Below are 23,653 nucleotides of genomic sequence, written 5' to 3'. Positions count from 1 at the left end.
GCCAACGGCTCTCGCCCTCAGACCTCTTATCGAATACCGCAACGAATACGGCATTGAATGGAACAGACATCATGAACATACCTTCCACCGATTCCTCGACCCCCGCCGTCGCCTCCGCCGGCTTGACCGCGCGTGCCGCGCGCACCTGGGACCTGATCAACAAATCCGGCATCGTGATGGTGTTCATCATCCTGTTCGCGGTGCTGTCGTTCACGGTCCCGGGCTTTCTGAGCTCGCGCAACATCCAGGGCTTGCTGCTGTCGGTCACGCTGATCGGCTCGATCTCAGTCACGATGATGTTCGTGCTCGCGCTCGGCGAGGTGGACCTGTCGGTCGCGTCGATCGTCGCGTTTTCCGGCGTGGTGGCTTCCGTGCTGATCACCGCGACACATAGCGTATTCATCGGGGTCGCGGCCGGCGTGCTCGCGGGCGGCGCGGTCGGGCTCGTCAACGGCACGCTGGTCGCGCGCTACAAGATCAACTCGCTGATCGTCACGCTCGCGATGATGGAGGTCGTTCGCGGCCTCGCCTACATCACGTCGAACGGCGACGCGGTGATGATCTCCGAGGAGCGCTTCTTCGATCTCGGCGGTGGCTCGTTCCTCGGCATTTCTTATCCGATCTGGAGCAACATCATCGGCTTCGTGCTGTTCGGCTTCCTGCTGAAAAAAACCGTGTTCGGCAAGAACGTGCTGGCCGTCGGCGGCAATAGCGAAGCGGCCGTGCTCGCGGGGCTGCCCGTCACGCGGATCAAGATCACCGTATTCGTGCTGCAAGGGCTCGTGACCGGCTTCGCAGGCGTGATGCTCGCGTCGCGCATGAGTCTCGGCGATCCGAAGACGTCCGTCGGGCTCGAACTCGGCGTGATTTCCGCTTGCGTGCTCGGCGGCGTGTCGCTGACGGGCGGTGTCGCGACGATCTCTGGCGTGCTGGTCGGCGTGCTGATCATGGGTTCGGTACAGGACGCGATGAGCCTGCTTAACGTGCCGACGTTCTATCAGTACCTGATCCGCGGCGGCATCCTGCTGCTTGCGGTGCTGTTCGACCAGTTCCGCCGCAGCAAGCGCGTGCACTGACGCGCCGCTGCACCTGGCCGGTTTCCTGCGCTTTGCGAGAAGGCGTACTGCCGATGCGGGTCGATAAAACCCGCATCGGCTTTTTTATTGCGCGTGAAGCTTGGCCTGTATGAAAAGTAATAAAAAAAACGGCTTGGCATCTGAATGCCCAAGCCGTCCTTTTTTAGCTCACGCGTTCACGGCTGCGACTTTAAAGCCGCAGTGGAGACGCGTGCGACCGTGTTCCGGCTTTTGCCGGAATACCGGTGTTGTACTTATTGCTTGATAAATCGGTCGTTCGCCCAGAGCCCCTCGGTGTCGCTATTGGCTGCATTCACGAACTCGACGTCGTGGCCGACCACGCGCACCACCCGGAAACTCGAGTCGGTCGGTGTCGATACGCATTGATATCCGGAGAAGAATTCCTGCATCTGCTGCTGTTCACCGGCTTGCGCATGGTGATCGACGGCATCGAGCTTGTCCTTCGATACGCAGCCATACGCATTGGCCTTGAACTGGATCGTTTGCTGCGGCTTGATCACGACGTCTTGCGCCTGAACGCTAGCGGCAGCCAAACCCGCGATGGCGAAAACAACGGCAATTCGAGTTTTCATTTATTCCTCCGGGGCGGCCCGAAAAAATACTCGGTTAGCTATGTATTTAACTTTAACGATGGACGCACAACTTGTACTTTAGGAGAACCGAGAAGAACGACAAGCACATCTTGTGTGCGGTCGCAACAGTGGCTAATTGTCGCACCCGCTGTCAGGGCTGATTAAAGCTTGAGCAGACGCCTGATCGAATGGCAATGAAAAGAATTACTAAAGGTCCAACTCGCTCATCGCTTTAGCTGGTAAAGCTTTGCGCCCGCATTCGCGTAAACGCGAAGCGCCAATTAAGTGATTTAGTACAATTTAATCAACTAGTTTGTGCATCGCACACAAAGTCATTCGGCGGGCGAAAGCCGCTAGGTGCAATAACGCGGCAGGTGCAGAAAACAAATGGTGCCAGTCGTCTCTCTCAGCTTTCGTGAAGGGCCTGCAACGGCTTACGGGTACAGGCGCTGCTCTACAATTGGAACAAATCTCCCGCACCTGGAGGCTATCGTGAACGAGCACGTAATACTCGGGATTTTTCTGGTCGTTCCGCTGCTCATCGTGATGTTTCTTTTTTCCGACGAACTGTGGCAAGAACATCGCGACCTGCACGACGGTCGGCCGTTGTCACCGCGTCCGCGGCGCATCGACTGGCGCCATCCGCTACGCCGTTCTCGCGATCGGCTCTGAGGCTGCGAGCGGACCCCTGAAGAAAAAAGCCTGCCACAAGGGCAGGCTAAAAAAGAGATCCACACTCAATGCCTTGAACACAAGGCAATAGCAGTCTAGTCGCGACGCGCCAATCGGTGGGTTTCAACGGCTTTTACAGTTGTTACCGCACGTGACCGTTATGCCTGGCGCGGCAATGTGTCGGCAGGCCCACACGTCGCGCTTCAATGGGCGCGCCAGTGTGCGCGAATCCGTTTGGCGAGCGCTTCAAGCGTGTCGGCGTCGGCGACCTCGCGCGCATGCAGCTTCAACGGCTGGCCTTCCCAGCGCGGAATCACATGGAAATGGACGTGCGGCACCGTCTGTCCCGCCGCCGCGCCGTTGAACTGGCCGATGAACACGCCGTCCGGACGCAGCGCCGCGCGCACCGCGATCGCGAGCTTTTGCGCCATGCGTGCGGACGCGACGAGCGCCACATCCGACAGATCGAAAATCTCCGCGACCGCTTCCTTCGGCACGACGAGCAGATGACCGTCGGCTTGCGGCATCAAGTCCATGAAAGCCAGCGCCTGGTCGTTTTCGGCCACCTTGATACACGGTAGTTCGCCGCGCAAGATTTTGGCGAACGGGTTGCTGTCGTTGTAGCTCATCGCGTTTCCTTTCGTTTGGTCTGGTTTCGATTCATGGGTCGAGCGGGACGCCGCTGTTTCGCGCAGCTTCGCATCGCGGGCTTCCTATTTTCTACCCGAATGCTTACGCCACGCGTGCGGCGCGCCGGATCGCTTGAGGCGGGTGGCCGAACGCGCGCAAAAACGCGCGCCGCATCCGCTCGGGGTCGATGAAGCCAGTGTCGGCTGCGACCGTTTCGATCGAATGACGGCCGGTTTCGAGCATCGTGCGGGCCGCTTCGACGCGCAGCGCCTCGATTGCGCGAGCCGGCGATTGGCGCGTCTCGTCGCGAAACGCGCGGCTGAACTGGCGCGGGCTCAGATGCGCGACATCGGCGAGCTGTTCGACGCTCAGCGGCTCGCGCAGATGACTCTTCGCATACGACAGCGCGTTCTGGATCCGATCGGACTTCGGTTCGAGATCGAGCATCGCCGAGTATTGCGACTGCCCGCCGGTGCGGCGGTGATAGACGACGAGCTTTTTCGCGATCGCGCGCGACGCCGCGACGCCGAGGTCGTTCTCGACCAGCGCGAGGCACAGATCGATGCACGCGGTCATGCCGGCCGACGTCCACACCGAGCCGTCGACGATGAAGATGCGGTCCTCGTCGACCCGCGCGCGCGGAAAGCGCCGCTGCAGATCGCGCGCATGCGCCCAATGAGTGGTCGCGTGGCGGCCGTCCAGGATGCCCGCTTCGGCGAGGACGAACGCGCCGGTGCAAATGCTCGCGGTGCGGCGCGAGGCGGCGAGGGCGTCGTTCAGAAACGCGAGCAGTCCCGGCGACGACGGCGCGATTTCCATCGCGCCGGTGACGATCACCGTGTCATAGGCGGGATCGCCGAACGGCCGCGTCGCGACCTCGACGCCCGCCGAACTGCGCACCATGCCGCCGTGCTCGGAGATCACCGTGACGTCGTACGCGGGTTCGTCGGTGTCCTGATTGGCGAGTTCGAAAATCGATACCGCGACCATGTCGAGGATCTGGAAGCCCGGAAACACCACTACGCCGATGCGTTTCATTTGCGATGTCCTGAAACGAGGGAAATACGACATTTGAGACAAGACGGTACGCGCCTAGACTCAGCTCGTCAACACCGCCGCACCAGCGCGAAAGCCGCGAGACGGCGAGTTCACGGATGTTCCCATTCACCAGTCAGGGCGGTCGCATCGTGCGCAGCCCGCAAGGAGAGCTTCAATGGCAACGCAGGCAGAGAAGGGCGTACAAGGCGATTCGAACGGAGGTAAGGGCACGGCGGTGGTCACTGGCGCATCGTCGGGGATCGGTGCGGTCTACGCGGATCGGCTCGCGCGACGCGGCTACGATTTGCTGCTGATCGCGCGCGACGGCGCGCGCCTCAGCAGCCTAGCCGAGCGGCTGACGAAGGAGACCGGCCGGCGCGTGAGCACCGTCAGCGCCGATCTGACCAACAAGGCCGACGTGCGCCGCATCGAGAACCAGTTGCGCGCCGAGCGCGGCATCACGATGCTGGTCAACAACGCGGGCGTCGGCGCGACCGCGACGCTGCTCGACTCCGACATCGATGAACTGGAGAAGATGATCGACCTGAACGTCACGTCGCTCACGCGCCTGACGGCGGCCGTGTTGCCGGGTTTCATCGCGCGTGGCGCGGGCACGGTGATCAATATCTCGTCGATCGTCGCGCTGTCGCCGGAATTGCTGAACGGCACCTATAGCGGCACCAAGGCGTACGTGCTGAACCTCACGCAGTCGCTGCATCACGAGGTGGGCGGCAAGGGTGTGCGGCTGCAGGCGGTGCTGCCGGGCGCGACGAGTACCGCGTTCTGGGATCGCGCGGGTCTCGCGGTCGAGAACCTGCCTGCGCAAATCGTGATGAGCGCCGAGGACATGGTCGACGCGGCGCTTGCCGGTCTCGACCAGGGTGAGCTGGTGACGATCCCGTCGTTGCCCGATGCCGCCGACTGGGAGCGTCTGAACAGCGCGCGTCTGCATCTGCAGCCGAATCTGTCGCGCAGCGCGCCGGCCGAGCGCTATACGCGCGCCGTGGCGGCGTGAAACAAAGGGGGTAGGGCAGCGCAAGACTCAGCCGCTCACAGCGACCTGATTCTTGCCGTCGTGTTTCGCGCGATACAGGCCGACGCTGGCGGCCTCGATCAGCGACGTGACCGGTTCGGCCGCCGACGGCAGCACCATCGCCGCGCCGATGCTGACCGTGACGACACCCTCTGCCGAGCCCGCATGCGTGATCGCGAGGTCTTCGACAGCGATGCGGATTTTCTCCGCGAGCAGGCGCAAGCCGCCCGCCGACGTGCCCGGCACGACCACCGCGAACTCGTCGCCGCCGAAGCGCGCGGCGAGATCCGGTGAATGGCCGAGGCACGCTTCGATCGTATGCGCGACGCTCTTCAGCACTTCGTCGCCGGCGACGTGCCCGTAGGTGTCGTTGTAGGCCTTGAGGTGATCGACGTCGATCATCAGGAGGCCGAGGCCGGTCTTGTCGCGCGTGCCGCGGCGCCATTCGTCGGCCAGATGCTGGTCCAGGTAGCGGCGGTTCGACAGGCCAGTCAGACCGTCCGAATGCGTGCGCCGCTGCAACTCCAGATTCGTCGCCAGCAGTTGCTGCTGTAACTGCCGCAGCGCGCGGTATGCCTCGTCGCGCTGCTGCAGGTTCAGATACGAGCGCGAGTGATAGCGGATGCGCGCGATCAGTTCGATGCGATCCGGCAGCTTGACGAGGTAATCGTTCGAGCCGGCCGCGAACGCCGCGCTTTTGACGAGCGGCTCTTCTTTGGTCGACAGCGCGATGATCGGGATGTCGCGCGTGGCCGGGTTCAGCCGATATTGCCGCACCAGCGTCAGACCGTCGGCGCCCGGCATCGCGAGATCTTGCAGAATCACCGTCGCGCGAGTTTCCTCGGCGCAGCGCACCGCGTCTTCCCAGGACGCGCGGTAGTGAAAGTCGACGCCCGGCTCGTCGGCGAGCGCCTCGCGCACCGCGTCGGCGATGACCGGCTGGTCATCGACCAGCAGCACCGTGATCGGGCACTCGCCCGCCGGCGCGTCGGCGAGGATGGGCGCGAACGAGTCGTCGATGGCGAGACGCGGTGGATCCTCCGCGACGAGCGCATGCGCCTGCGCCTGTGCTTCGTCTGCGGGATGCAGCGTTGCGACGTTCTGGGGCGGGTTAGAGGTGTCCATGTGGTTCAGCGCGAAGGAAGGTCAGGGAAGGCATGTCAGGTTGCAGAGAGGCGGGGCGCTCTTTGACCATCGCCATTGGTCAGATAATAGTCGGCGCCCGCGACGAGACCAGCCCGGCAATCGTCCTCGCTGAAGCCGCGCAATGCTCTGCGTGGGCTGACGCATCCGACGTTATGCGCCTGTTACAGAGTTAATGTACGGTTACCAACTGCAGCATCTATTTCCGCCAGCGCCAGCGACAATTCGTCCATGCCTGAACGGCGGGAGCTCAATATGAAAAAGATCGCAGTGGCGTTGGTAATGGCGGGTAGTTTGACGGTGGCGGGCCAGGCGTCCGCGCACGGACACGGCGGCGACGTGGTGGGTGCGCTGATCGGCGGCGCGGTGCTGGGCGCGGTGGTCAGCTCGGCGTTGACGCCGGCACCATTGGTCGCGTATCCGCAGCCGGTTTATGCCGAGCCCGCGTATCAGCCCGCGCCGGCCTACGTGGCACCGCCGCCCGGATATTGCTATGACCAGTATCAGCGCGCCTATGTCGCGTGCGGCGCACCGCCGCCCGGACGGTACGGCTATGCACAGCCGCAACCCGAGCCGCAGTGGTGAACGTGGCATGGCTCTGATGCGCGGATGATCCAGCCTGGCAGCGCGCAGACAAAAAGGCCGTCGCTCGATGCGACGGCCTTTTTTCATTGAGGCACGCCTTAATGCTTGTGATGCAGCCACTCCGCGTAATGCGTGTCGAGCCAGCGCTCGAGCTTGGGCGGTTTGGACGGGTCGCGGTGACGCGACATCATCCAGATGGCAAAGCCGACCACCAGCATGACGGCAGGCCCCATCAGATAGGCGAGCATTGATTCAGGCATCGAAACCTCCGTATCTGCTTGCATCCATCTCTCAGTGTAGGCGAAGGAAGCGGGGAAAGAACGATGATGTGAAACGGTCTTGAATACCGGAAAAAGGCGCATTTTCGCGCGGTTTAGAAACCTTATTTTTTAATGACTTTCCTTTGTTCGATTGGGTTTCGGACGAGGTCGCATCGGCCTGTGTACCATCCTGATTCCGGCATGGCGGCAAGCGTCACATCTCGCCAAAACCCATGACGATGCCGTCAAGCCGTCCCGTTCGCGGTCTGCCGTGCGACTTCCATCTGGCTATCGACAAAGTCCGCCCAACTCTGAAGCATGCGACGGTCCCGCGCTGCTTCGTCGGTTGCTTCACGATTCGTGATGTCGCGTGTCGCGGCTGATTGCTGCTCCATGTCGCGCAGATGCGTCGACGCGGTGCGACGAAAGTCATGCAGCACGAAATGCTCCACGTCGAGCCCCAATGCCTTGACTGCCTGGTTCAGCGTACTTTTCGCGATCGGCCGATCGTCGCCCCTGACGCTCGGGAACACGTACGTCTCGCTGGTGCGCGCGCGCTGCAGCTCGCGCAGCAAAGCAACCGCCTGCCGCGGCAGACGTACGATGCGGTCCTCGCGCGCGTGCAGGCGGGCAGCGGGGATTGTCCATAGCGCGTTGTCGAGATCGAACTCGGCCCATCTGGATTCGATGAGGTCCGATTTGCGCGCCATCGTCAGCACCAGCAGGTGCAGCGCTAGCTTCAGCGGGCGCCGGATATTCGACGTATCGATGGTGCGCAGCATGACGCCGATCTCGGCGCCGGACAGCACGCGGGTGCGGCTGTCGAAGGTCGCGATCGAGCGCGCCGGCACGACTTCCGCTGGGTTGCTGGTCGCAAGCTGACGTGCGATCAGGTATGCGTACAGGCGCTTCACGACGTTGCGCGTGTGCAGCGCCATCTTCGGCGCGCCGCGGCTTTTGATGCGCTCGCAGATCGCGACGATGTCGTCAGCGGTGACCGCGCCGATCGGCTTGTTGCCGATCGCGGGTAGCACGTCCTTGTCGAGCGCGCGCCGGGTGGTGCGGCGATATTCGTCCGACTTGCCGGCCAGCGCCGTCGCAACATAAAGCTCGGCCGCTTCGCGCAGCACGTCGGCCTTGCTTTCGGCGCCTCGATCGCGCCGCGCGGTCGCCACCGGCGAGATGCCCTGCGCGACGAGTGCCGCGTACCTCTGGGCCTTCGCGCGCGCGACGCGCAGCGAAATCATCCGGTAATCGCCGATCGTCGCGAGCGGCTGACGCTTGCCATTCAACGTATAGCGGAAGCGCCAGACCTTGGTGCCGGTCGTCATGACTTCGATCACGAGGCCGTTGCCGTCGGCGACACAGTAGCGGGTCGCGCGCGGTTCGAGCGCGCGGATCTCGGATTCGGTGAGCGGGGTGGCGAGGCGGGGCATGCTGTGGGACGCTGTACGTCGTTTAGGTTGGGACAGCGGGGATTTTAGACTTTTACCACGGTTGTGTACCAAAAATCTGAGTGATTTTTGGTTGACAGAATGCGATTTTCGATTGCGTGGCAGCAGCGGCTATTCGACCGCAGAGCGTTATGTCGCCGCGGAATCCTGCCGACTCACGAGTTCGGCGTTACTTGCCGATGCAGAATCGGCTGAAAATCACTCCGAGCAGATCGTCCGAGCTGAACTCACCCGTGATCGAATTCAACTGATCCTGCGCGAGCCGCAATTCCTCGGCGAACAGATCGAGTGCCTGCGCGTTCTGCTCCGCATGCGCGGCGGCGGTCGCCAGATGCTCGTCGGCCGCGCGCAATGCAATCAGGTGACGCTCGCGCGCGAGATAGACGCTCTCCGCGCCCGCCTGCCAGCCGGCAATCCGCAGCAGTTCGTCGCGCAACAACGAGACGCCGTCACCCTTCTTCGCCGACAGCCGCACCTCGCTGAGTTCGAGATCGGCGTCGAGCGCTTGCGTGGCGGGCGCGAGTCCGGTCAGGTCGGTCTTGTTCAGCACACGCACGACCGGCACGCCGCGCGGAAAACGTCCGGCGATCGTTTCGTCGTCGGTCGTCATGCCGGCGCGCGCGTCGAGCAGATGCAGCACCACGTCCGCGCGCTCGATCTCGCCCCATGTGCGCTCGATGCCGATCTTCTCGACCTCGTCCTCGGTGTCGCGCAGGCCCGCCGTGTCGATCACGTGGAGCGGGATGCCTTCGATCTGGATTGTCTGCGCGACCTTGTCGCGAGTCGTGCCGGCGATCGGTGTGACGATCGCGAGTTCGGCGCCAGCGAGCGCATTCAGCAGCGACGACTTGCCGACGTTCGGCTGCCCCGCCAGCACCACCGACAAGCCCTCGCGCAGCAGCGCTCCCTGGCGTGCCTCGCGCAGCACATGCGCGAGACGCTCGCGAATGCGCGCGAGCTTGCCGCGCGCGTCGGCGGCTTCGAGGAAGTCGATTTCCTCTTCCGGGAAGTCCAGCGTCGCTTCGACCAGCATCCGCAGCGTGATCACCTCTTCGACCAGCGCGTGGATGTCGCGCGAGAACGCGCCGTCGAGCGAGCGGCCGGCCGAACGCGCGGCGGCCTCGGTGCTCGCCTCGATCAGATCGGCGACGGCTTCGGCCTGCGCGAGGTCGAGCTTGTCGTTCAGAAACGCGCGACGCGTGAATTCGCCGGGCTCGGCGAGCCGCAGGCCGAACGCGCGGCCGGCGTCGATGCAGCGCTGCAGGACCAATTGCAGCACGACCGGCCCGCCATGGCCCTGCAGTTCGAGCACGTGCTCGCCGGTATACGAATGCGGCGCCGGAAAGTACAGCGCGATGCCGCGGTCGAGCGGATTGCCGCTCGCGTCGAGAAACGGCACGTAGCTCGCGTGACGCGCCGCGAGCATCTGGCCGGTGAGGGCCTGCATCAAAGGCTGGGCCGCCGCCGCGCCGGCACGGCCGAAAGAAATCCGCACGACGCCGATGCCTCCCCGGCCGGGCGCGGTAGCAATGGCGACGATGGGATCGGAGTCGGTCGTGAGCATGTGAAGTCTGCGAAACGGGAGGGGAAGGGCAGGGCCGCGTTGGTCGAGTCGGCGCGAGGCATTGTAACGCGCCCGCTTCGGACGAAAGGGCTCGCGGGAAGGACACGAAGCGGATGACGCGTCTGTTTTCGCTATCGCTTGAACATCTCAGATTTATCCCAAGTAAGCTAGGATTATTATCGCGCTACTTAAGAATAATTGAGACTCGGCAGCACCGGCTGTTCAGGCAAAGCCAAGCCAGGCAATAAAGAGATGAAAAAAATCGAATTCGCGCAACGCTTTATCGGGCGCACGCTGCAAGCTAAAACTATCTCGAATAAGAGAAAACAAAGCTTGGTCGGTTGTCAACTGGTTGAACTCTGAATTGCACAATCTGGCCCATGCCGACCGACAAAGAAAAAGCCGCCTTCGCCAAGAGGCTGAAAGATCTGCTCGAGCCGCTGAAAATCCGCGGCGGGACCAAACTCGCCGAGCAGTTCAATCTTCGCTATCACGGCGAGCGTCCCGTAACACCCCAGACCGCGCACAAATGGCTGACGGGTACGACGATTCCGAAGCCGGACAAGTTGCGCACGCTCGCCGAATGGTTGAACGTCAAGGAGCACTGGCTCCATTACGGACCGCCGCCCGGCGCCAGCGCACGGCCGATGGCCCGTGGCGAAAAATATCCGCCGACACCCGAAACGATCGAGCTCGCGTCGAAGATTGCATCGTTGACCCCGAAGGATCGGAATCTGGTCGAGGAAATGATCGTGCGCTTTTACGGCGAAGATTCCGACGAAGAGTGAACGTCGAAACCGTCGCATTTCCTTCGACCGCACCATGAAAAAAGCCGCCCGGTTCGCGCCGGGCGGCTTTTTTCGTTTTCAGCTTTGCGACACGGCGGCCATGGAGGCCGCCGTGCGACGCAATATCAGGCCGGCTTCGCCTTCGAAGTGCCCATCATCCGCGTGATGTAGTACTGCTGCGCGATCGACAGCACGTTGTTCACGACGTAGTACAGCACGAGACCCGCGGGGAAGAAGAAGAACATCACCGAGAACGCGATTGGCATGAACATCATCATCTTGGCTTGAATCGGGTCTGGCGGCGTCGGGTTCAGCTTGGTCTGCAGGAACATCGATACGGCCATCAGCACCGGCAGGATGAAATACGGGTCCTGCTGCGACAGATCCTGAATCCACCAAATCCACGGCGCGCCGCGCATTTCCACCGACGACAGCAGCACCCAGTACAGCGAGATAAACACCGGAATCTGGATCACGACCGGTAGACAGCCGCCGAACGGATTGACCTTCTCGGTCTTGTACAGCTCCATGAGCGCCGCGTTCATCTTCTGCGGATCGCCCTTGAAGCGCTCGCGCAGTGCCTGCATGCGCGGCGTGATCGCCTTCATGCGCGCCATCGACTTGTAGCTCGCGGCCGACAGCGGGAAGAACACCGCCTTGATCAGCAGCGTGAGCAGCACGATCGACCAGCCCCAGTTGCCGACGTAGCTGTGGATCTTCGACAGCAGCCAGAACAGCGGCTTCGCGATGATCGTGACCCAGCCGTAGTCCTTCACCAGATCGAGGCCCGGCGCGATGCCCGCGAGCATCTGCTCTTCTTCCGGACCGGCGAACAGACGCGCGGACACGCTGACGGTCTGGCCCGGCTGGATGGTCGGCATTGCCTGCTTCATACCGACGCGATACAGCGACGGATCAATCTTCTCGGCGTAGAAGTCACGCTTCACGCCTTCCTGCGGAATCCAGGCCGACGCGAAGTAGTGCTGGACCATCGCGACCCAGCCGTCGTTGGCCGACGCCACGAAGTTCTGCTTGTTCTTGTCGAGATCGCTGAACGTCATCTTCTGGAAGTGATGCTCGTCCGTGTAGACGGCCGGTCCGATGAACGTGTGCGAGAAGCGCGGCGTTTCGACCGGCTGGTCGTCGCGCACGAGTTCCATATAGACCTGCGGCGTCACCGGCGAGGTGCCGACGTTCTGGACCTTCGTCTCGACGCCGATCACGTAGCTGCCGCGCGTGAACGTATACGTCTTGATGACCCGGAGGCCGCCCTTTTCCGGCGACTCGAAACTCATCTGGAACGAGTTCTGACCTTCTGCCAGCTGGGTCGGCTGATTCGGCATCAGCGTGAAGACGTCGTTGTGATTCGGGAAGTCACCGCCGAGCAGGCCGGTGCGTGCGAGATACGTGTGGCTGTTGGTCTTGTCGAACAGCGTGATCACGAGATCCGGCTGCTTGCCGTCGCCCTGCTTGATGAGCGACAGGCGCGACAGTGTGCCGCCGCGGGTGTCGATTTCGCCGGTGTAGACGTCTGTGCCGAATTTCACGAGATGCGATTGCTCGGCCGCCGGCGCGTTGCCGGGCGCGGCCGCGTTAGTGGCCGGCAGGTCGGCCGGCTGGGTGCCCGGCGTCGTGGTGCCCGGCGCGGCAGTGCCGGCGGTCTGGGTCGGCGTCGTGCTCGGGAAGAACATCGACGGGCGTCCGTGGTCGCGTTGCCAGTTGTCGAACAGCATGACAGCTGACATAAAAAAGATGACCCATAGGACGGTGCGTTTGATATCCATGCGTTGTCTCAGTGTCGATGGAACGGCGCGTCAGCGCTTTTCAGAAGTGGGTGGCGGGACGAGATCGATGCCGCCCGCGGAAAACGGGTGACAGCGGCAAACACGCCTCACGGCGAGATAAGTCCCGCGCGCGGCGCCATGATACTGGATTGCCTCGCGCGCGTAATCAGAGCAGGAAGGGTAAAAACGGCATCGGTTGCCGAGCATGGGGCTCACGGCAAGCTTGTAAAAACGCAATAAAGCGAGAAGTACCGTTTGCATGGCAGATGCGGCCGTACGGTGCCGCGCAACGTGAAGTACCGGGCGACGCCCGCGCCCTGTAGCTGCCGGCGCAACGCCCGTTGCGGCGACCGCTGTGCGGGCGGTCACTGCGTCATTCCGTCCTGGGCGCCTCCGCGGGCGGCGCCTGACGACGGGTAATTTCGCGCGCTGCCTTGTCGAGCAACGCCTCGATTTCGCTGCGGCACAGCGCCTTCAACGGCAACGATGACGCGCTCGGCAAAGCTTTTTTGTCGAAACGCGTGTGTAGACGCAGCAGCACATCCCAACCGCCGAATTCCGCGCGACGCAGCCGGAAGGCTTCACGCGCGATCCGACGCACCAGATTCCGCGTGGCCGCGCGCGGCGCATACTTCTTGCCGATCACGAGGCCAAGACGCGCCTCGTTGCCGGTGGGCCGGCCGTACACGACGAAGTGCGCGGTACGGCGCCACGGCCGCAAACGAAAAACGGATGAAAATTCATCCGTTTTTAGCAGCCTTGCGGCTTTGGGGAAGGCGGCTTGCGCTCGCAACGGAACCGAGCCCGGTTGCCGCGCCCCGGCCGCTCCCGCTTCGCCGCGGGCTTCGGTCACAGCGCGCAATCCGCTTGCCTTAGATCGCGAGGCGCTTGCGGCCCTTCGCGCGACGTGCGTTGATGACCTTGCGGCCGCCAGCGGTCTTCATGCGAACGCGGAAGCCATGGGTGCGCTTGCGACGGGTAACGGAAGGTTGGTAAGTACGTTTCATGTTGCTCTCACTTGATCGAAAAAAACCGCGCGATCATCGCTGAAAGCGCAATGGCCGGTGGTTTACTGGAATTGGTTTTCGCGGAACCCGCTATTTAAACTGGTTTTCCGTTGGCCGTCAATAGTTTAGCCTCCTTCTGACGCAACCGGGGTTTGCGGGCCGCGGTGATCGGACCCTGTGGATAACTCACTTTCGGGTCCGTTTTGGCGTTAGAATCTCGCCTTACTTCCCAAAAATGTTGCACGTCGCTCCGGCACGCTTGTTCCGCAGACCCTTGTGGCACAAGCGCCTGGGGCCGTTACGCCTGGCTGCTGAGGGCCTTGTTGCGGGCGCGCGACAGGGGCAGCGGCGACCGCCGTGCACACCATAACGATAGCAACTTGATGAACGAATTCTGGCAACACTGTTCCGCATTGCTGGAGCGTGAGCTTACGCCCCAGCAGTACGTGACGTGGATCAAACCCTTGGCCCCGGTCGCCTTCGACGCCGATGCGAACACGTTGAGCATTGCCGCGCCGAACCGCTTCAAGCTCGACTGGGTCAAGAGCCAGTTCTCCGGCCGCATCGCGGATATGGCCCGCGATTTCTGGCACGCGCCGGTGGACGTGCAATTCGTACTGGATCCGAAGGCCGGTATGCGCGGCCCGGCGGCCGCTGCGCCGACTCCGTCGTCGGCGCGCCCGGCTTCGACCGCGCCGCAAGGCGGTAATGCCGGCGGCGTCGCAGCCGTGGATGCCGCCGTCGGCGCCGTGCAGGCCGCGCATGCCGCGCGCGCGAATCCCGCAGCCGCGGCAGCGGCGCTCGCCGCGCAAAACGCGAATCCGCGCAGCGCCGCCGAAGACGCCGCCGACCTCGATCTGCCGAGCCTCGACGCGAACGAAGCCGCCGCTGGGCGCCGCACGTGGCGGCCGGGCCAAGGCGCGGGCGCGGCGGCAACCAGCGAAAGCGACTCGATGTACGAGCGCTCGAAGCTGAACCCCGTCCTGACCTTCGACAACTTCGTGACCGGTAAGGCGAACCAGCTCGCCCGCGCTGCGGCGATTCAGGTCGCCGACAATCCCGGCATCTCGTATAACCCGCTGTTTCTGTACGGTGGCGTGGGCCTCGGCAAGACCCACCTGATCCATGCGATCGGCAACCAGTTGCTGATGGACAAGCCCGGCGCGCGGATTCGCTACATCCACGCGGAACAGTACGTGTCCGATGTCGTGAAGGCGTACCAGCGCAAGGCGTTCGACGATTTCAAGCGCTACTACCACTCGCTCGACCTGCTGCTGATCGACGATATTCAGTTCTTTTCGGGCAAGTCGCGCACACAAGAGGAATTCTTCTACGCATTCGAGGCGCTGGTCGCAAACAAGGCGCAGGTGATCATCACGAGCGATACGTATCCGAAGGAAATCTCGGGTATCGACGACCGCCTGATTTCACGCTTCGACTCGGGCCTGACGGTGGCGATCGAGCCGCCCGAACTCGAAATGCGCGTCGCGATTCTGATGCGCAAGGCGCAATCGGAGTTCGTGAGCCTGAATGAGGACGTGGCGTTCTTCGTCGCGAAGCATCTGCGCTCGAACGTGCGTGAGCTCGAGGGCGCGCTGCGCAAGATCCTCGCGTATTCGAAGTTCCATGGCCGCGAAATCACGATCGAACTGACCAAGGAAGCGCTGAAAGATCTGCTGACGGTGCAGAACCGGCAGATCTCGGTGGAAAACATCCAGAAGACGGTCGCCGACTTTTACAGCATCAAGGTCGCGGACATGTATTCGAAGAAGCGTCCGGCGAACATCGCGCGGCCGCGGCAGATCGCGATGTACCTGGCGAAGGAACTGACGCAGAAGAGCCTGCCGGAAATCGGCGAGCTGTTCGGCGGGCGCGACCACACAACGGTGCTGCACGCTGTGCGCAAGATCGCCGACGAGCGCAGCAAGGACGCGCAGTTGAACCACGAACTGCACGTGCTGGAACAGACACTGAAGGGCTAAATGGGCTGGCCGCACGCGATTGCGAAACGGACGGCGGCACCAATCGCTGTGACATAGAGAAACGGGCAGGGGACCAACAACCCGGCGGCGCAGCCGGGTCCTGACGGGGAATGGCAAGGAACGCGACGGCAAGCGGGCAGAAGCGACGCAAAAACGCGGCGAACCCGCGATGAATTTGCGGTGAAACCGGCCCGAAGTGACGGAAAAACGCGCCTGCGAACCGGTAGCGCCGGGCCGCGGCGTGAAAAACCGTCGGCAACCCGGACTACGCCCCGCAAAATCGACCTGTTTATTCCCGAACTCGCCCCCATTTTAGTGAGGCGGTCCCGTTTTCAGGCACAATACAGGTTTAACCGCCCGGCGGCGACGGGCGGATTTCACGCCGTGTCGGGCGCTTTTCAGGGCGCCGGCGGGGAGCCGTGGCTGCACGCTGAAATGCTTGTCCCGTAAGGCGTGCAGGCCGTTATATCAACGAAGGAACCCTATGCAACTGGTCAAGACCGAACGCGACAACCTCCTCAGGCCGCTGCAAACCGTGAGCGGCATCGTCGAACGCCGCCATACGTTGCCGATCCTCGCCAATTTGCTGATCACCAAGAACGGTCCTGACGTATCGTTCCTGTCGACCGACCTCGAGTTGCAGATCACCACGCGCGCCGATTTCGGCGTGGGCGGCGATTCGGTCGCGACCACGGTGGCGGCGCGCAAGCTCCTCGACATTCTGCGCGCCATGCCCGACGGCCAGGTCACGCTCACGCTGAACGACAAGCGCCTGACCGTGCAATCCGGCAAGAGCCGCTTTGCGCTGCAAACGCTCGCCGCGGATGAATTCCCGACCGTCGCTCAGGCTAAAGACTACGGCGCGAGCCTCGTGGTTCCGCAAAAGACGTTCCGCCAGCTGCTCGGCATGGTCCATTTCTCGATGGCCCAGCAGGACATCCGCTACTACCTGAACGGCATGCTGCTGGTGGTGGACGGCGACCAGCTGATGGCAGTCGCGACGGACGGCCACCGCCTCGCGTTCTCGTCGATGAAGATCGAAGGCTCGTTTGCGCGCCAGGAAGTGATCATTCCGCGCAAGACGATTCTCGAACTGCAGCGCCTGCTCGAAGACATCGACGACACGGTCAAGATCGACATCGCGCAGACCCAGGTCAAGTTCACGTTCGGCCAGGTCGAACTCGTGTCGAAGCTCGTGGAAGGCAAGTTCCCCGACTTCCAGCGAGTGATTCCGAAGTCCCACAAGAACAAATTCCAGATCGGCCGTGAAGAACTGCAGCGCTCGCTGCAACGTGCGGCGATTCTGACGTCGGATAAGTTCAAGGGCGTGCGCTGCATCGTCGAGCCGGGCCAGTTGAAGATCATGTCAACCAACGCCGATCAGGAAGAGGCGCAGGAAGAACTGGAAATCGCATACGACGGCGACAGCGTCGACATCGGGTTCAACGTCACGTATCTGCTCGACGTGCTCGCGAACCTGAAGGTCGACATGTTGCAGGTGAGCCTGGGTGATGCCAGCTCCAGCGCGTTGATCACGATTCCCGAGAACGACGAATTCAAGTACGTGGTGATGCCGATGCGCATCTGACGCGTCCAACATCAAGAAGAACACCAAGGGGCGCAGCGCCCCTTTGGCGTTTTTATGGCGTTTTGAAAAGTCCAGAGCAGCAATCTCGCAGTAACGCAGAACCGGAAAAAATCCATGACTGACATGAACAATACGCAGCCCGATAACAGCTACGGCGCCTCGTCCATCCAGATCCTCGAAGGTCTGGAAGCCGTGCGCAAGCGGCCTGGAATGTACATCGGGGATACATCGGATGGCACCGGTCTGCACCACCTCGTGTTCGAAGTGCTCGACAACTCGATCGACGAAGCGCTCGCCGGGCATTGCAACGACATTCAGGTGATCATCCACGCGGACAACTCGATCTCGATCACCGACAACGGCCGCGGCGTGCCGACCGGCCTGAAGATGGACGACAAGCACGATCCGAAGCGCAGCGCCGCTGAAATCGTGATGACCGAGCTGCACGCCGGCGGCAAGTTCGACCAGAACAGCTACAAGGTGTCGGGCGGCCTCCACGGTGTCGGCGTGTCGTGCGTGAACGCGCTGTCGGCGTGGCTGCGCCTCACGGTGCGCCGCGATGGCAAGAAGCACTTCATGGAATTCCATCGTGGCGTGCCGCAGAACCGCGTGCTCGAAGAAATCGACGGCGTGACCACGTCGCCGATGCAGGTGATCGGCGACACCGAAAACCGCGGCACCGAAGTGCATTTCATGGCCGATGACACGATTTTCGGCAATGTCGAATATCACTACGACATTCTCGCGAAGCGGATTCGTGAGCTTTCGTTCCTCAATAACGGCGTGCGGATTCGCTTGCTCGATCAGCGCTCGGGCAAAGAGGAAGATTTCGCGTTCGTCGGCGGCGTGAAGGGCTTTGTCGAGTACATCAACAAGAACAAGTCCGTACTGCACCCGAACATCTTTCACATCATGGGTGAAAAGGATGGTGTGGGCGTCGAAGTGGCGATGCAGTGGAACGACAGCTACAACGAAAACGTGCTGTGCTTCACGAACAATATTCCCCAGCGCGACGGCGGCACGCACCTTACCGGTTTGCGTGCGGCGATGACGCGCGTGCTTAACAAGTACATCGCCGATCACGAAGTCGCGAAGAAGGCGAAGGTCGAAACGTCGGGCGACGACATGCGTGAAGGGCTGTCGTGCGTGCTCTCGGTGAAGGTGCCGGAGCCGAAGTTCAGCTCGCAGACGAAGGACAAGCTGGTGTCGTCGGAAGTCCGCGCGCCGGTGGAAGAAGTAGTCGCGAAGGCGCTCGAGGAATTCCTGCTCGAGACGCCGGGCGACGCGAAGATCATCTGCGGCAAGATCGTCGATGCGGCGCGTGCGCGCGATGCGGCGCGCAAGGCGCGTGAGATGACGCGTCGTAAGGGCGTGCTCGATGGCGTTGGTTTGCCTGGGAAGCTCGCGGATTGTCAGGAGAAGGATCCGGCGAAGTCGGAGATTTATATCGTCGAGGGTGACTCGGCGGGTGGGTCGGCGAAGCAGGGGCGTGATCGGAAGTTCCAGGCTATCTTGCCGCTGCGCGGCAAGGTGCTGAACGTCGAGAAGGCGCGTTACGACAAGCTGCTGTCTTCCGAGCAGATCGTTACGCTGATTACCGCGCTTGGATGCGGCATCGGCAAGGAAGACTACAACCTCGACAAGCTGCGCTATCACCGCATCATCATCATGACCGATGCGGACGTTGACGGTGCGCACATCCGGACGCTGTTGTTGACGTTCTTCTATCGGCAGATGCCGGAGATGATCGAGCGCGGGTATATCTATATCGCGCAGCCGCCGCTGTACAAGATCAAGGCGGGGAAGGATGAGCGGTATCTGAAGGATGAGTCGGAAGTTAATGCGCATATTCTTCGGCTCGCGTTGCAGGGGTCGGAGTTGGTGGCTTCTGAAGGGGCGACTCCGATCACTGGGGATGCACTCGGTGAGTTGGCGCGGTCGTATCTGTTGGCACAGGCGGTGGTTGATCGGTTGAGCCGACTGTACGACGCTGGCGCGCTCGAGGCGGTGATGGATGGCGTCGCTGTCGATCTCTCCAGCGAGCAGGCGGCTGAGGCTTCGGCTCGCGCGCTCGAAGCGAAGCTGCGGGATGACGCGCTGAAGCCTGATGTGACCGTGACCACGATGTATGACCCGGTGCGAGAGCTGCGCTCGCTGCGCGTCGCGCGCACGCATCATGGGAATCAGAAGATTTCCGTGATCGATGAAGAGTTTCAGCTGACTGCCGATTATCAGCAGCTTGTTAATACCGCTAATACGTTTAAGGGGTTGATTGGGGCTGGCGCTGTGATCAAGCGCGGGGAGCGGAGTATGGCTGTCACCGACTTCAAGAGTGCAATGAAGTGGTTGCTGGCTGACGCTGAGCGGAATATGTCCAAGCAGCGCTATAAAGGCCTCGGTGAGATGAATCCTGAGCAGCTTTGGGAGACGACCATGGATCCGCAAGTGCGGCGGCTGCTGCGGGTGCAGATTGAGGATGCTATTGCTGCTGATGGCATCTTTACTACGCTTATGGGGGATGATGTGGAGCCGCGTCGGGCTTTCATCGAGTCTAATGCGTTGAGGGCGGGGAATATTGATGTTTGAAGTGGATGATTGGCCGGGCCGATGATTTAACCGGCGATCGGTGGTTGTCCGGGCCTGCAAGTTGGAAGACTTGCAGGCCCTTTCTTTTTTGCCGCCATCGCATGCCTAAGGGAGAGGCGCTACGATATTCGTCGCTACAAAAAATGACGTTAGGTTAACCTCCAACTTATCCACATCGCCCACTGGACAACTCTTGTAAAAGCCGCCGAACACGTTGTGGGCGAAACCTTGATAAGGCCTCAGCGTTTACGGGTCGATAAAAAATTTTCCCTGGCTCCGTTAACCTGTCCGCGCGCGCTCCCAAGGGTTATCGATTCCGCAGCGTGTTGATCCGTAAACGAACTTCCAAGTTATCCACAGCCGAACGCATCACTTGTTAACTATTACTACGTATACATATACAAACTCTATAAAAACAGAGAATCCGCGCACCGTATGCGCACACAACGGCAGCAACATCCCAGCCACGCGCCCCTCACGCCAACGGCAAACAAATCTCCGTAACCAACTCCGCCGGCGCCGTCTCCTTGGGACTATTCAAATACTCCTCAAACACCGGTGCATCTGCTGCCTCTCGTCCAGACTGCACGAGCCAGGTCCCATATATCCACTCATAAGCCGCCCGCATATCGCTATACGGCCCAACATGCCGCAACACCGCATACTCCCCACCGCGTATACGCGTGACAGAAACCGCCCCACCCATCCCAACAGCCGGTGCCGCCTCAGCCATCACCGGCCCCGGCAACAACACCCCCGCCTTCGACCGCAAGGCAGCTTCCTCGACCACCCCCGGATCATCGAAGTAAACCCCGATCATCCGCATCTGCCCCGCAAGCAGATTATGTTTCCCAAGCCAGCCAAACAACGCATCAAAAGCCTTGCCGATCTGCATATAAGGCCCGACATGATCGACCGACAGAATCTCCATCGGCTCCACATAACGAATCACGACCTCACGAATCGTCGTCATCTGATCGTCTCCTGAGAGCGCCGGCCGAAACCGGCTATGAGTGCCTTTCCTTCGATACTCCGCCGGCGGCACACCAAACACCGCGCGAAACGTCCGCGAAAACGATTGCAAACTGCTATACCCCGCACGCTCGGCGATCTGAGCAATCGGCATCGAACTATTCGCAAGAAACCCCGCTGCGTGATGCAACCGTAAGCGCCGCACGGTGGTCGCGACCGTCTCGCCATACATCGCCTGATAGATCCGGTGCCAGTGATATGGCGACAAACAGGCAATCTCCGCCAGCCGTCCGATATCGAGCGGTTCGTCGAGGTGATCGTAGATATGGTCGAGTACGCGTGCGAGTCGCGTTTCGTATCGAGCCCGATGATCTGATTCGTGCATGACTGACTGGACCGCAGAAAATTGGCGCGAGAGGATGCGAACAAGGTACCACGCTGGCGCATGCCAGCCGTTTACCAAAACCTGCGGATTTAACGTAATCCGCGACAAGCGATTAAGCGCCTGTTGACCGCGCGATGCGCGCGCACAAACGGGAGTGCCCGCCGCAGACCCCGGTAGGCAGCCAACCCCGGCAACGTGACGCTGCCCCAATTTGGCGCTATCGTGTAGTGCGCACCACCAGCAGCAAGCAGCCCGCAGCATCAAACCGCCGTTCCCATTCCTACCCGCGCTCGCGCGAAGCAATGGAGCCGCAACCATGAGCTACACCGAATCGATCGGCAGTCGCACATACCGCTTCGCCGATCTGAAAACCGTGCTCGCAAAAGCGAGCCCGCAACGCTCCGGCGACCAGCTCGCGGGCATCGCGGCAGCGAGCGAAGAAGAGCGTGTCGCCGCCAAAATGGCGCTGGCACAAGTACCGCTGCGCACCTTCCTGATCGACCCGCTGATTCCCTACGAAACCGACGAAGTCACCCGCCTGATCATCGACGATCACTCGCCACAAGCCTTCGCCGAGATCTCCCATCTGACGGTAGGCGACTTCCGCAACTGGCTGCTCAGCACCGCCACCGACACCGCCGCACTAACCCGCGTCACGCAAGGCCTCACACCAGAAATGGTCGCTGCGGTCTCGAAGCTGATGCGCAACCAGGACCTGATCGCCGCCGCCCGTAAACGCCCGGTCGTCACCCGCTTTCGCAACACGGTCGGTCTACCGGGCCACATGTCCGTACGCCTGCAACCGAACCACCCAACCGACGACGTCAAAGGCATCGCCGCCTCGATGCTCGACGGCCTGATGTACGGCTGCGGCGACGCAATGATCGGCATCAATCCCGCCAGCGACAATCTCGCCGCGATCACCAAACTGCTGCTAATGATCGACGAATTCCGCCAGCGCTACCAGGTGCCGACACAATCGTGCGTGCTCACCCACGTCACGAGCACGATCGCCGCGATCGAAAAAGGCGCGCCGGTCGATCTCGTGTTCCAGTCGATCGCGGGCACGGAGAAAGCGAACGCGAGCTTCGGCATTTCGCTCGCGCTGTTGCAGGAAGCGTACGAGGCGGGGCTGTCGCTCAAACGCGGCACCGTCGGCAGCAATCTGATGTACTTCGAAACGGGGCAGGGCAGCGCGTTGTCGGCGGATGCGCATTTCGGCGTCGATCAGCAGACCTGCGAGGCGCGCGCATACGCGGTCGCGCGCAAGTTCAAACCGTTTCTGGTGAACACGGTGGTCGGTTTCATCGGCCCCGAGTATCTGTACGACGGCAAGCAGATCACGCGCGCGGGTCTCGAGGATCACTTCTGCGGCAAACTGCTCGGCGTGCCGATGGGTTGCGACATCTGCTACACGAATCACGCGGAGGCGGATCAGGACGACATGGACAATCTGCTGACACTGCTCGGCGTCGCGGGCATCAATTTCATCATGGGCGTGCCGGGTGCGGACGACGTGATGCTCAACTATCAGAGCACGTCGTTTCACGATGCGCTGTACGTGCGCGACGTGCTCGGTTTGCGGCGCGCGCCTGAATTCGAGGAATGGCTGGAGTCGATGCAGATCATCGACGAACGCGGCGCGTTGATCGGCGCATCGGCGCGCCAACCGCTGCTCGAAGGCGCGGGCGACTGGATGGGGATCGCATGAGCGAGAACGACGCACTCGACAAGGACCCGTGGAACGCGCTGCGTCGGTTTACGCAGGCACGCATCGCGTTGGGCCGCGCGGGCAACAGCCTGCCGACCGCGCCGCTGCTCGCGTTCAATCTCGCACATGCGCAGGCACGCGACGCTGTGCATCATCCGCTCGATGCGGACGCGCTTCACGCACAATTGCAAGAACAAGGTTTCAACACGCTCGACGTGCATAGCGCCGCGCCGGATCGCGAGCATTATTTGAGGCGACCTGATCTTGGGCGGCGTCTGTCGGATGAGAGTCGCACCACGCTTGCGCGTCTGCCAACGCAACCAAACGATGTGCTGTTCGTGATCGGTGATGGCCTATCGGCGTTTGCCGCATCGAAGCAGGCTGTACCGTTGCTGCAAGCGATGCATCCAAAGCTGGCGGATTGGACCATCGGTCCCGTAGTGGTCGCGCGTCAGGCACGCGTCGCGCTCGGCGACGAGATCGGAGAATTGCTCGACGCGAAAATCGTCGTGATGCTGATCGGCGAGCGGCCGGGTTTGAGTTCGCCCGATAGCCTCGGCATCTACATCACGTACGCGCCGAAAGTGGGTTGCAGCGATGCGCAGCGCAACTGCATTTCGAACGTGCGCCCCGAAGGGCTCGACTATCCGCAGGCCGCGCACAAGCTGCACTATCTGCTCACGCAGGCGAGGACGCTGAGACTCACGGGAGTGGGTTTGAAAGACGACAGCGATGATCTGCTGGCAAACGCGCCGACGCACCCAGCCGTGAGCGACGGTTCAACGTAGGACGCAATGAGCGT

At 61.9% G+C, this 23,653-nt stretch carries 22 protein-coding genes; 10 read left to right on the top strand and 12 right to left on the bottom strand.

Annotation, left to right across the window (positions count from 1 at the left end; genetic code table 11):
- Positions 1 to 71: 71 nt before the first annotated feature.
- Positions 72 to 1,076 carry an L-arabinose ABC transporter permease AraH gene (gene araH, locus AB4Y34_RS18850; protein WP_176380615.1) on the top strand — a complete coding sequence of 335 codons (1,005 nt, stop codon included), beginning with the start codon at positions 72 to 74 and terminating at the stop codon, positions 1,074 to 1,076.
- A 254-nt stretch (positions 1,077 to 1,330) separates the two neighbouring features.
- On the opposite strand, the gene sap1 is transcribed toward araH, so the two are convergent.
- On the bottom strand, positions 1,331 to 1,669 hold the full coding sequence (sap1, locus tag AB4Y34_RS18845; RefSeq protein WP_013091020.1) for a surface attachment protein Sap1: 339 nt from the start codon (positions 1,667 to 1,669) through the stop codon (positions 1,331 to 1,333).
- A gap of 492 nt (positions 1,670 to 2,161) precedes the next feature.
- Between sap1 and AB4Y34_RS18840 the strand changes: the two genes are divergently transcribed.
- Positions 2,162 to 2,341: a hypothetical protein gene (locus tag AB4Y34_RS18840; RefSeq protein ID WP_176109876.1), complete on the top strand. Its 180-nt coding sequence runs from the start codon at positions 2,162 to 2,164 to the stop codon at positions 2,339 to 2,341.
- A 203-nt stretch (positions 2,342 to 2,544) separates the two neighbouring features.
- On the opposite strand, the gene AB4Y34_RS18835 is transcribed toward AB4Y34_RS18840, so the two are convergent.
- Positions 2,545 to 2,970 carry an HIT family protein gene (locus AB4Y34_RS18835; RefSeq protein WP_018436978.1) on the bottom strand — a complete coding sequence of 142 codons (426 nt, stop codon included), beginning with the start codon at positions 2,968 to 2,970 and terminating at the stop codon, positions 2,545 to 2,547.
- Between the two features lie 103 nt (positions 2,971 to 3,073).
- Complete coding sequence (locus AB4Y34_RS18830) at positions 3,074 to 4,009, bottom strand: GlxA family transcriptional regulator (protein ID WP_368716837.1); 936 nt, start codon at positions 4,007 to 4,009, stop codon at positions 3,074 to 3,076.
- Between the two features lie 175 nt (positions 4,010 to 4,184).
- Here AB4Y34_RS18830 and AB4Y34_RS18825 point away from each other — a divergent pair, with 175 nt between their 5' ends.
- The gene (locus AB4Y34_RS18825) at positions 4,185 to 5,024 is read left to right on the top strand and encodes an SDR family oxidoreductase (protein WP_176380617.1); all 840 of its coding nucleotides are present in this window, start codon (positions 4,185 to 4,187) and stop codon (positions 5,022 to 5,024) included.
- Between the two features lie 27 nt (positions 5,025 to 5,051).
- Here AB4Y34_RS18825 and AB4Y34_RS18820 read toward each other — a convergent pair whose 3' ends face one another.
- Positions 5,052 to 6,167, bottom strand: a complete 1,116-nt coding sequence (locus tag AB4Y34_RS18820; protein ID WP_368716836.1) for a diguanylate cyclase — start codon at positions 6,165 to 6,167, stop codon at positions 5,052 to 5,054.
- 273 nt (positions 6,168 to 6,440) lie between these two features.
- Here AB4Y34_RS18820 and AB4Y34_RS18815 point away from each other — a divergent pair, with 273 nt between their 5' ends.
- Positions 6,441 to 6,770, top strand: a complete 330-nt coding sequence (locus AB4Y34_RS18815) for an ecotin precursor (RefSeq protein ID WP_368716835.1) — start codon at positions 6,441 to 6,443, stop codon at positions 6,768 to 6,770.
- Positions 6,771 to 6,868: 98 nt separating this feature from the next.
- On the opposite strand, the gene AB4Y34_RS18810 is transcribed toward AB4Y34_RS18815, so the two are convergent.
- The 3 genes from AB4Y34_RS18810 to mnmE all read right to left on the bottom strand — a co-directional run bounded on the left by AB4Y34_RS18810 (position 6,869) and on the right by mnmE (position 10,048).
- A complete protein-coding gene (locus AB4Y34_RS18810) occupies positions 6,869 to 7,030 on the bottom strand; it encodes a hypothetical protein (protein ID WP_176109870.1) in 162 nt (53 codons plus the stop codon).
- Between the two features lie 245 nt (positions 7,031 to 7,275).
- Positions 7,276 to 8,466 carry an integrase arm-type DNA-binding domain-containing protein gene (locus AB4Y34_RS18805; RefSeq protein WP_176380620.1) on the bottom strand — a complete coding sequence of 397 codons (1,191 nt, stop codon included), beginning with the start codon at positions 8,464 to 8,466 and terminating at the stop codon, positions 7,276 to 7,278.
- Positions 8,467 to 8,653: 187 nt separating this feature from the next.
- Positions 8,654 to 10,048: a tRNA uridine-5-carboxymethylaminomethyl(34) synthesis GTPase MnmE gene (gene mnmE / locus AB4Y34_RS18800; RefSeq protein ID WP_368716834.1), complete on the bottom strand. Its 1,395-nt coding sequence runs from the start codon at positions 10,046 to 10,048 to the stop codon at positions 8,654 to 8,656.
- 380 nt (positions 10,049 to 10,428) lie between these two features.
- On the opposite strand from mnmE, the gene AB4Y34_RS18795 reads away from it, so the two are divergent.
- Positions 10,429 to 10,836, top strand: a complete 408-nt coding sequence (locus AB4Y34_RS18795; RefSeq protein ID WP_176109867.1) for an XRE family transcriptional regulator — start codon at positions 10,429 to 10,431, stop codon at positions 10,834 to 10,836.
- A 125-nt stretch (positions 10,837 to 10,961) separates the two neighbouring features.
- On the opposite strand, the gene yidC is transcribed toward AB4Y34_RS18795, so the two are convergent.
- From yidC to rpmH, 4 genes are all read right to left on the bottom strand, one after another.
- Positions 10,962 to 12,620 carry a membrane protein insertase YidC gene (yidC, locus tag AB4Y34_RS18790; RefSeq protein WP_368716833.1) on the bottom strand — a complete coding sequence of 553 codons (1,659 nt, stop codon included), beginning with the start codon at positions 12,618 to 12,620 and terminating at the stop codon, positions 10,962 to 10,964.
- Between the two features lie 30 nt (positions 12,621 to 12,650).
- On the bottom strand, positions 12,651 to 12,881 hold the full coding sequence (yidD, locus tag AB4Y34_RS18785) for a membrane protein insertion efficiency factor YidD (protein ID WP_013091032.1): 231 nt from the start codon (positions 12,879 to 12,881) through the stop codon (positions 12,651 to 12,653).
- 112 nt (positions 12,882 to 12,993) lie between these two features.
- A complete protein-coding gene (locus tag AB4Y34_RS18780) occupies positions 12,994 to 13,482 on the bottom strand; it encodes a ribonuclease P protein component (RefSeq protein ID WP_176380624.1) in 489 nt (162 codons plus the stop codon).
- Between the two features lie 10 nt (positions 13,483 to 13,492).
- Entirely contained in the window at positions 13,493 to 13,627 is a 135-nt protein-coding gene (gene rpmH, locus AB4Y34_RS18775; protein ID WP_004198824.1) for a 50S ribosomal protein L34, read from the bottom strand.
- Positions 13,628 to 14,010: 383 nt separating this feature from the next.
- Between rpmH and dnaA the strand changes: the two genes are divergently transcribed.
- The 3 genes from dnaA to gyrB all read left to right on the top strand — a co-directional run bounded on the left by dnaA (position 14,011) and on the right by gyrB (position 19,783).
- A complete protein-coding gene (gene dnaA, locus AB4Y34_RS18770) occupies positions 14,011 to 15,609 on the top strand; it encodes a chromosomal replication initiator protein DnaA (RefSeq protein WP_217710764.1) in 1,599 nt (532 codons plus the stop codon).
- Positions 15,610 to 16,093: 484 nt separating this feature from the next.
- A complete protein-coding gene (gene dnaN / locus AB4Y34_RS18765; RefSeq protein WP_176122385.1) occupies positions 16,094 to 17,197 on the top strand; it encodes a DNA polymerase III subunit beta in 1,104 nt (367 codons plus the stop codon).
- Positions 17,198 to 17,311: 114 nt separating this feature from the next.
- On the top strand, positions 17,312 to 19,783 hold the full coding sequence (gene gyrB / locus AB4Y34_RS18760) for a DNA topoisomerase (ATP-hydrolyzing) subunit B (RefSeq protein ID WP_176109862.1): 2,472 nt from the start codon (positions 17,312 to 17,314) through the stop codon (positions 19,781 to 19,783).
- 475 nt (positions 19,784 to 20,258) lie between these two features.
- On the opposite strand, the gene AB4Y34_RS18755 is transcribed toward gyrB, so the two are convergent.
- On the bottom strand, positions 20,259 to 21,140 hold the full coding sequence (locus AB4Y34_RS18755) for a GyrI-like domain-containing protein (protein ID WP_184226159.1): 882 nt from the start codon (positions 21,138 to 21,140) through the stop codon (positions 20,259 to 20,261).
- Between the two features lie 316 nt (positions 21,141 to 21,456).
- On the opposite strand from AB4Y34_RS18755, the gene AB4Y34_RS18750 reads away from it, so the two are divergent.
- A complete protein-coding gene (locus tag AB4Y34_RS18750; protein ID WP_368716832.1) occupies positions 21,457 to 22,851 on the top strand; it encodes an ethanolamine ammonia-lyase subunit EutB in 1,395 nt (464 codons plus the stop codon).
- Positions 22,848 to 23,639, top strand: a complete 792-nt coding sequence (gene eutC / locus AB4Y34_RS18745) for an ethanolamine ammonia-lyase subunit EutC (RefSeq protein WP_368716831.1) — start codon at positions 22,848 to 22,850, stop codon at positions 23,637 to 23,639. Before AB4Y34_RS18750 ends, eutC begins: the two co-directional genes overlap by 4 nt.
- Positions 23,640 to 23,653: the final 14 nt, after the last annotated feature.

Source organism: Paraburkholderia sp. BR10954, from assembly GCF_040965775.1.
GTDB lineage: Bacteria > Pseudomonadota > Gammaproteobacteria > Burkholderiales > Burkholderiaceae > Paraburkholderia > Paraburkholderia youngii.
The sequence above is the reverse complement of the archived record's forward strand: the minus strand, read 5'-3'. Positions and strand labels throughout refer to the sequence as shown.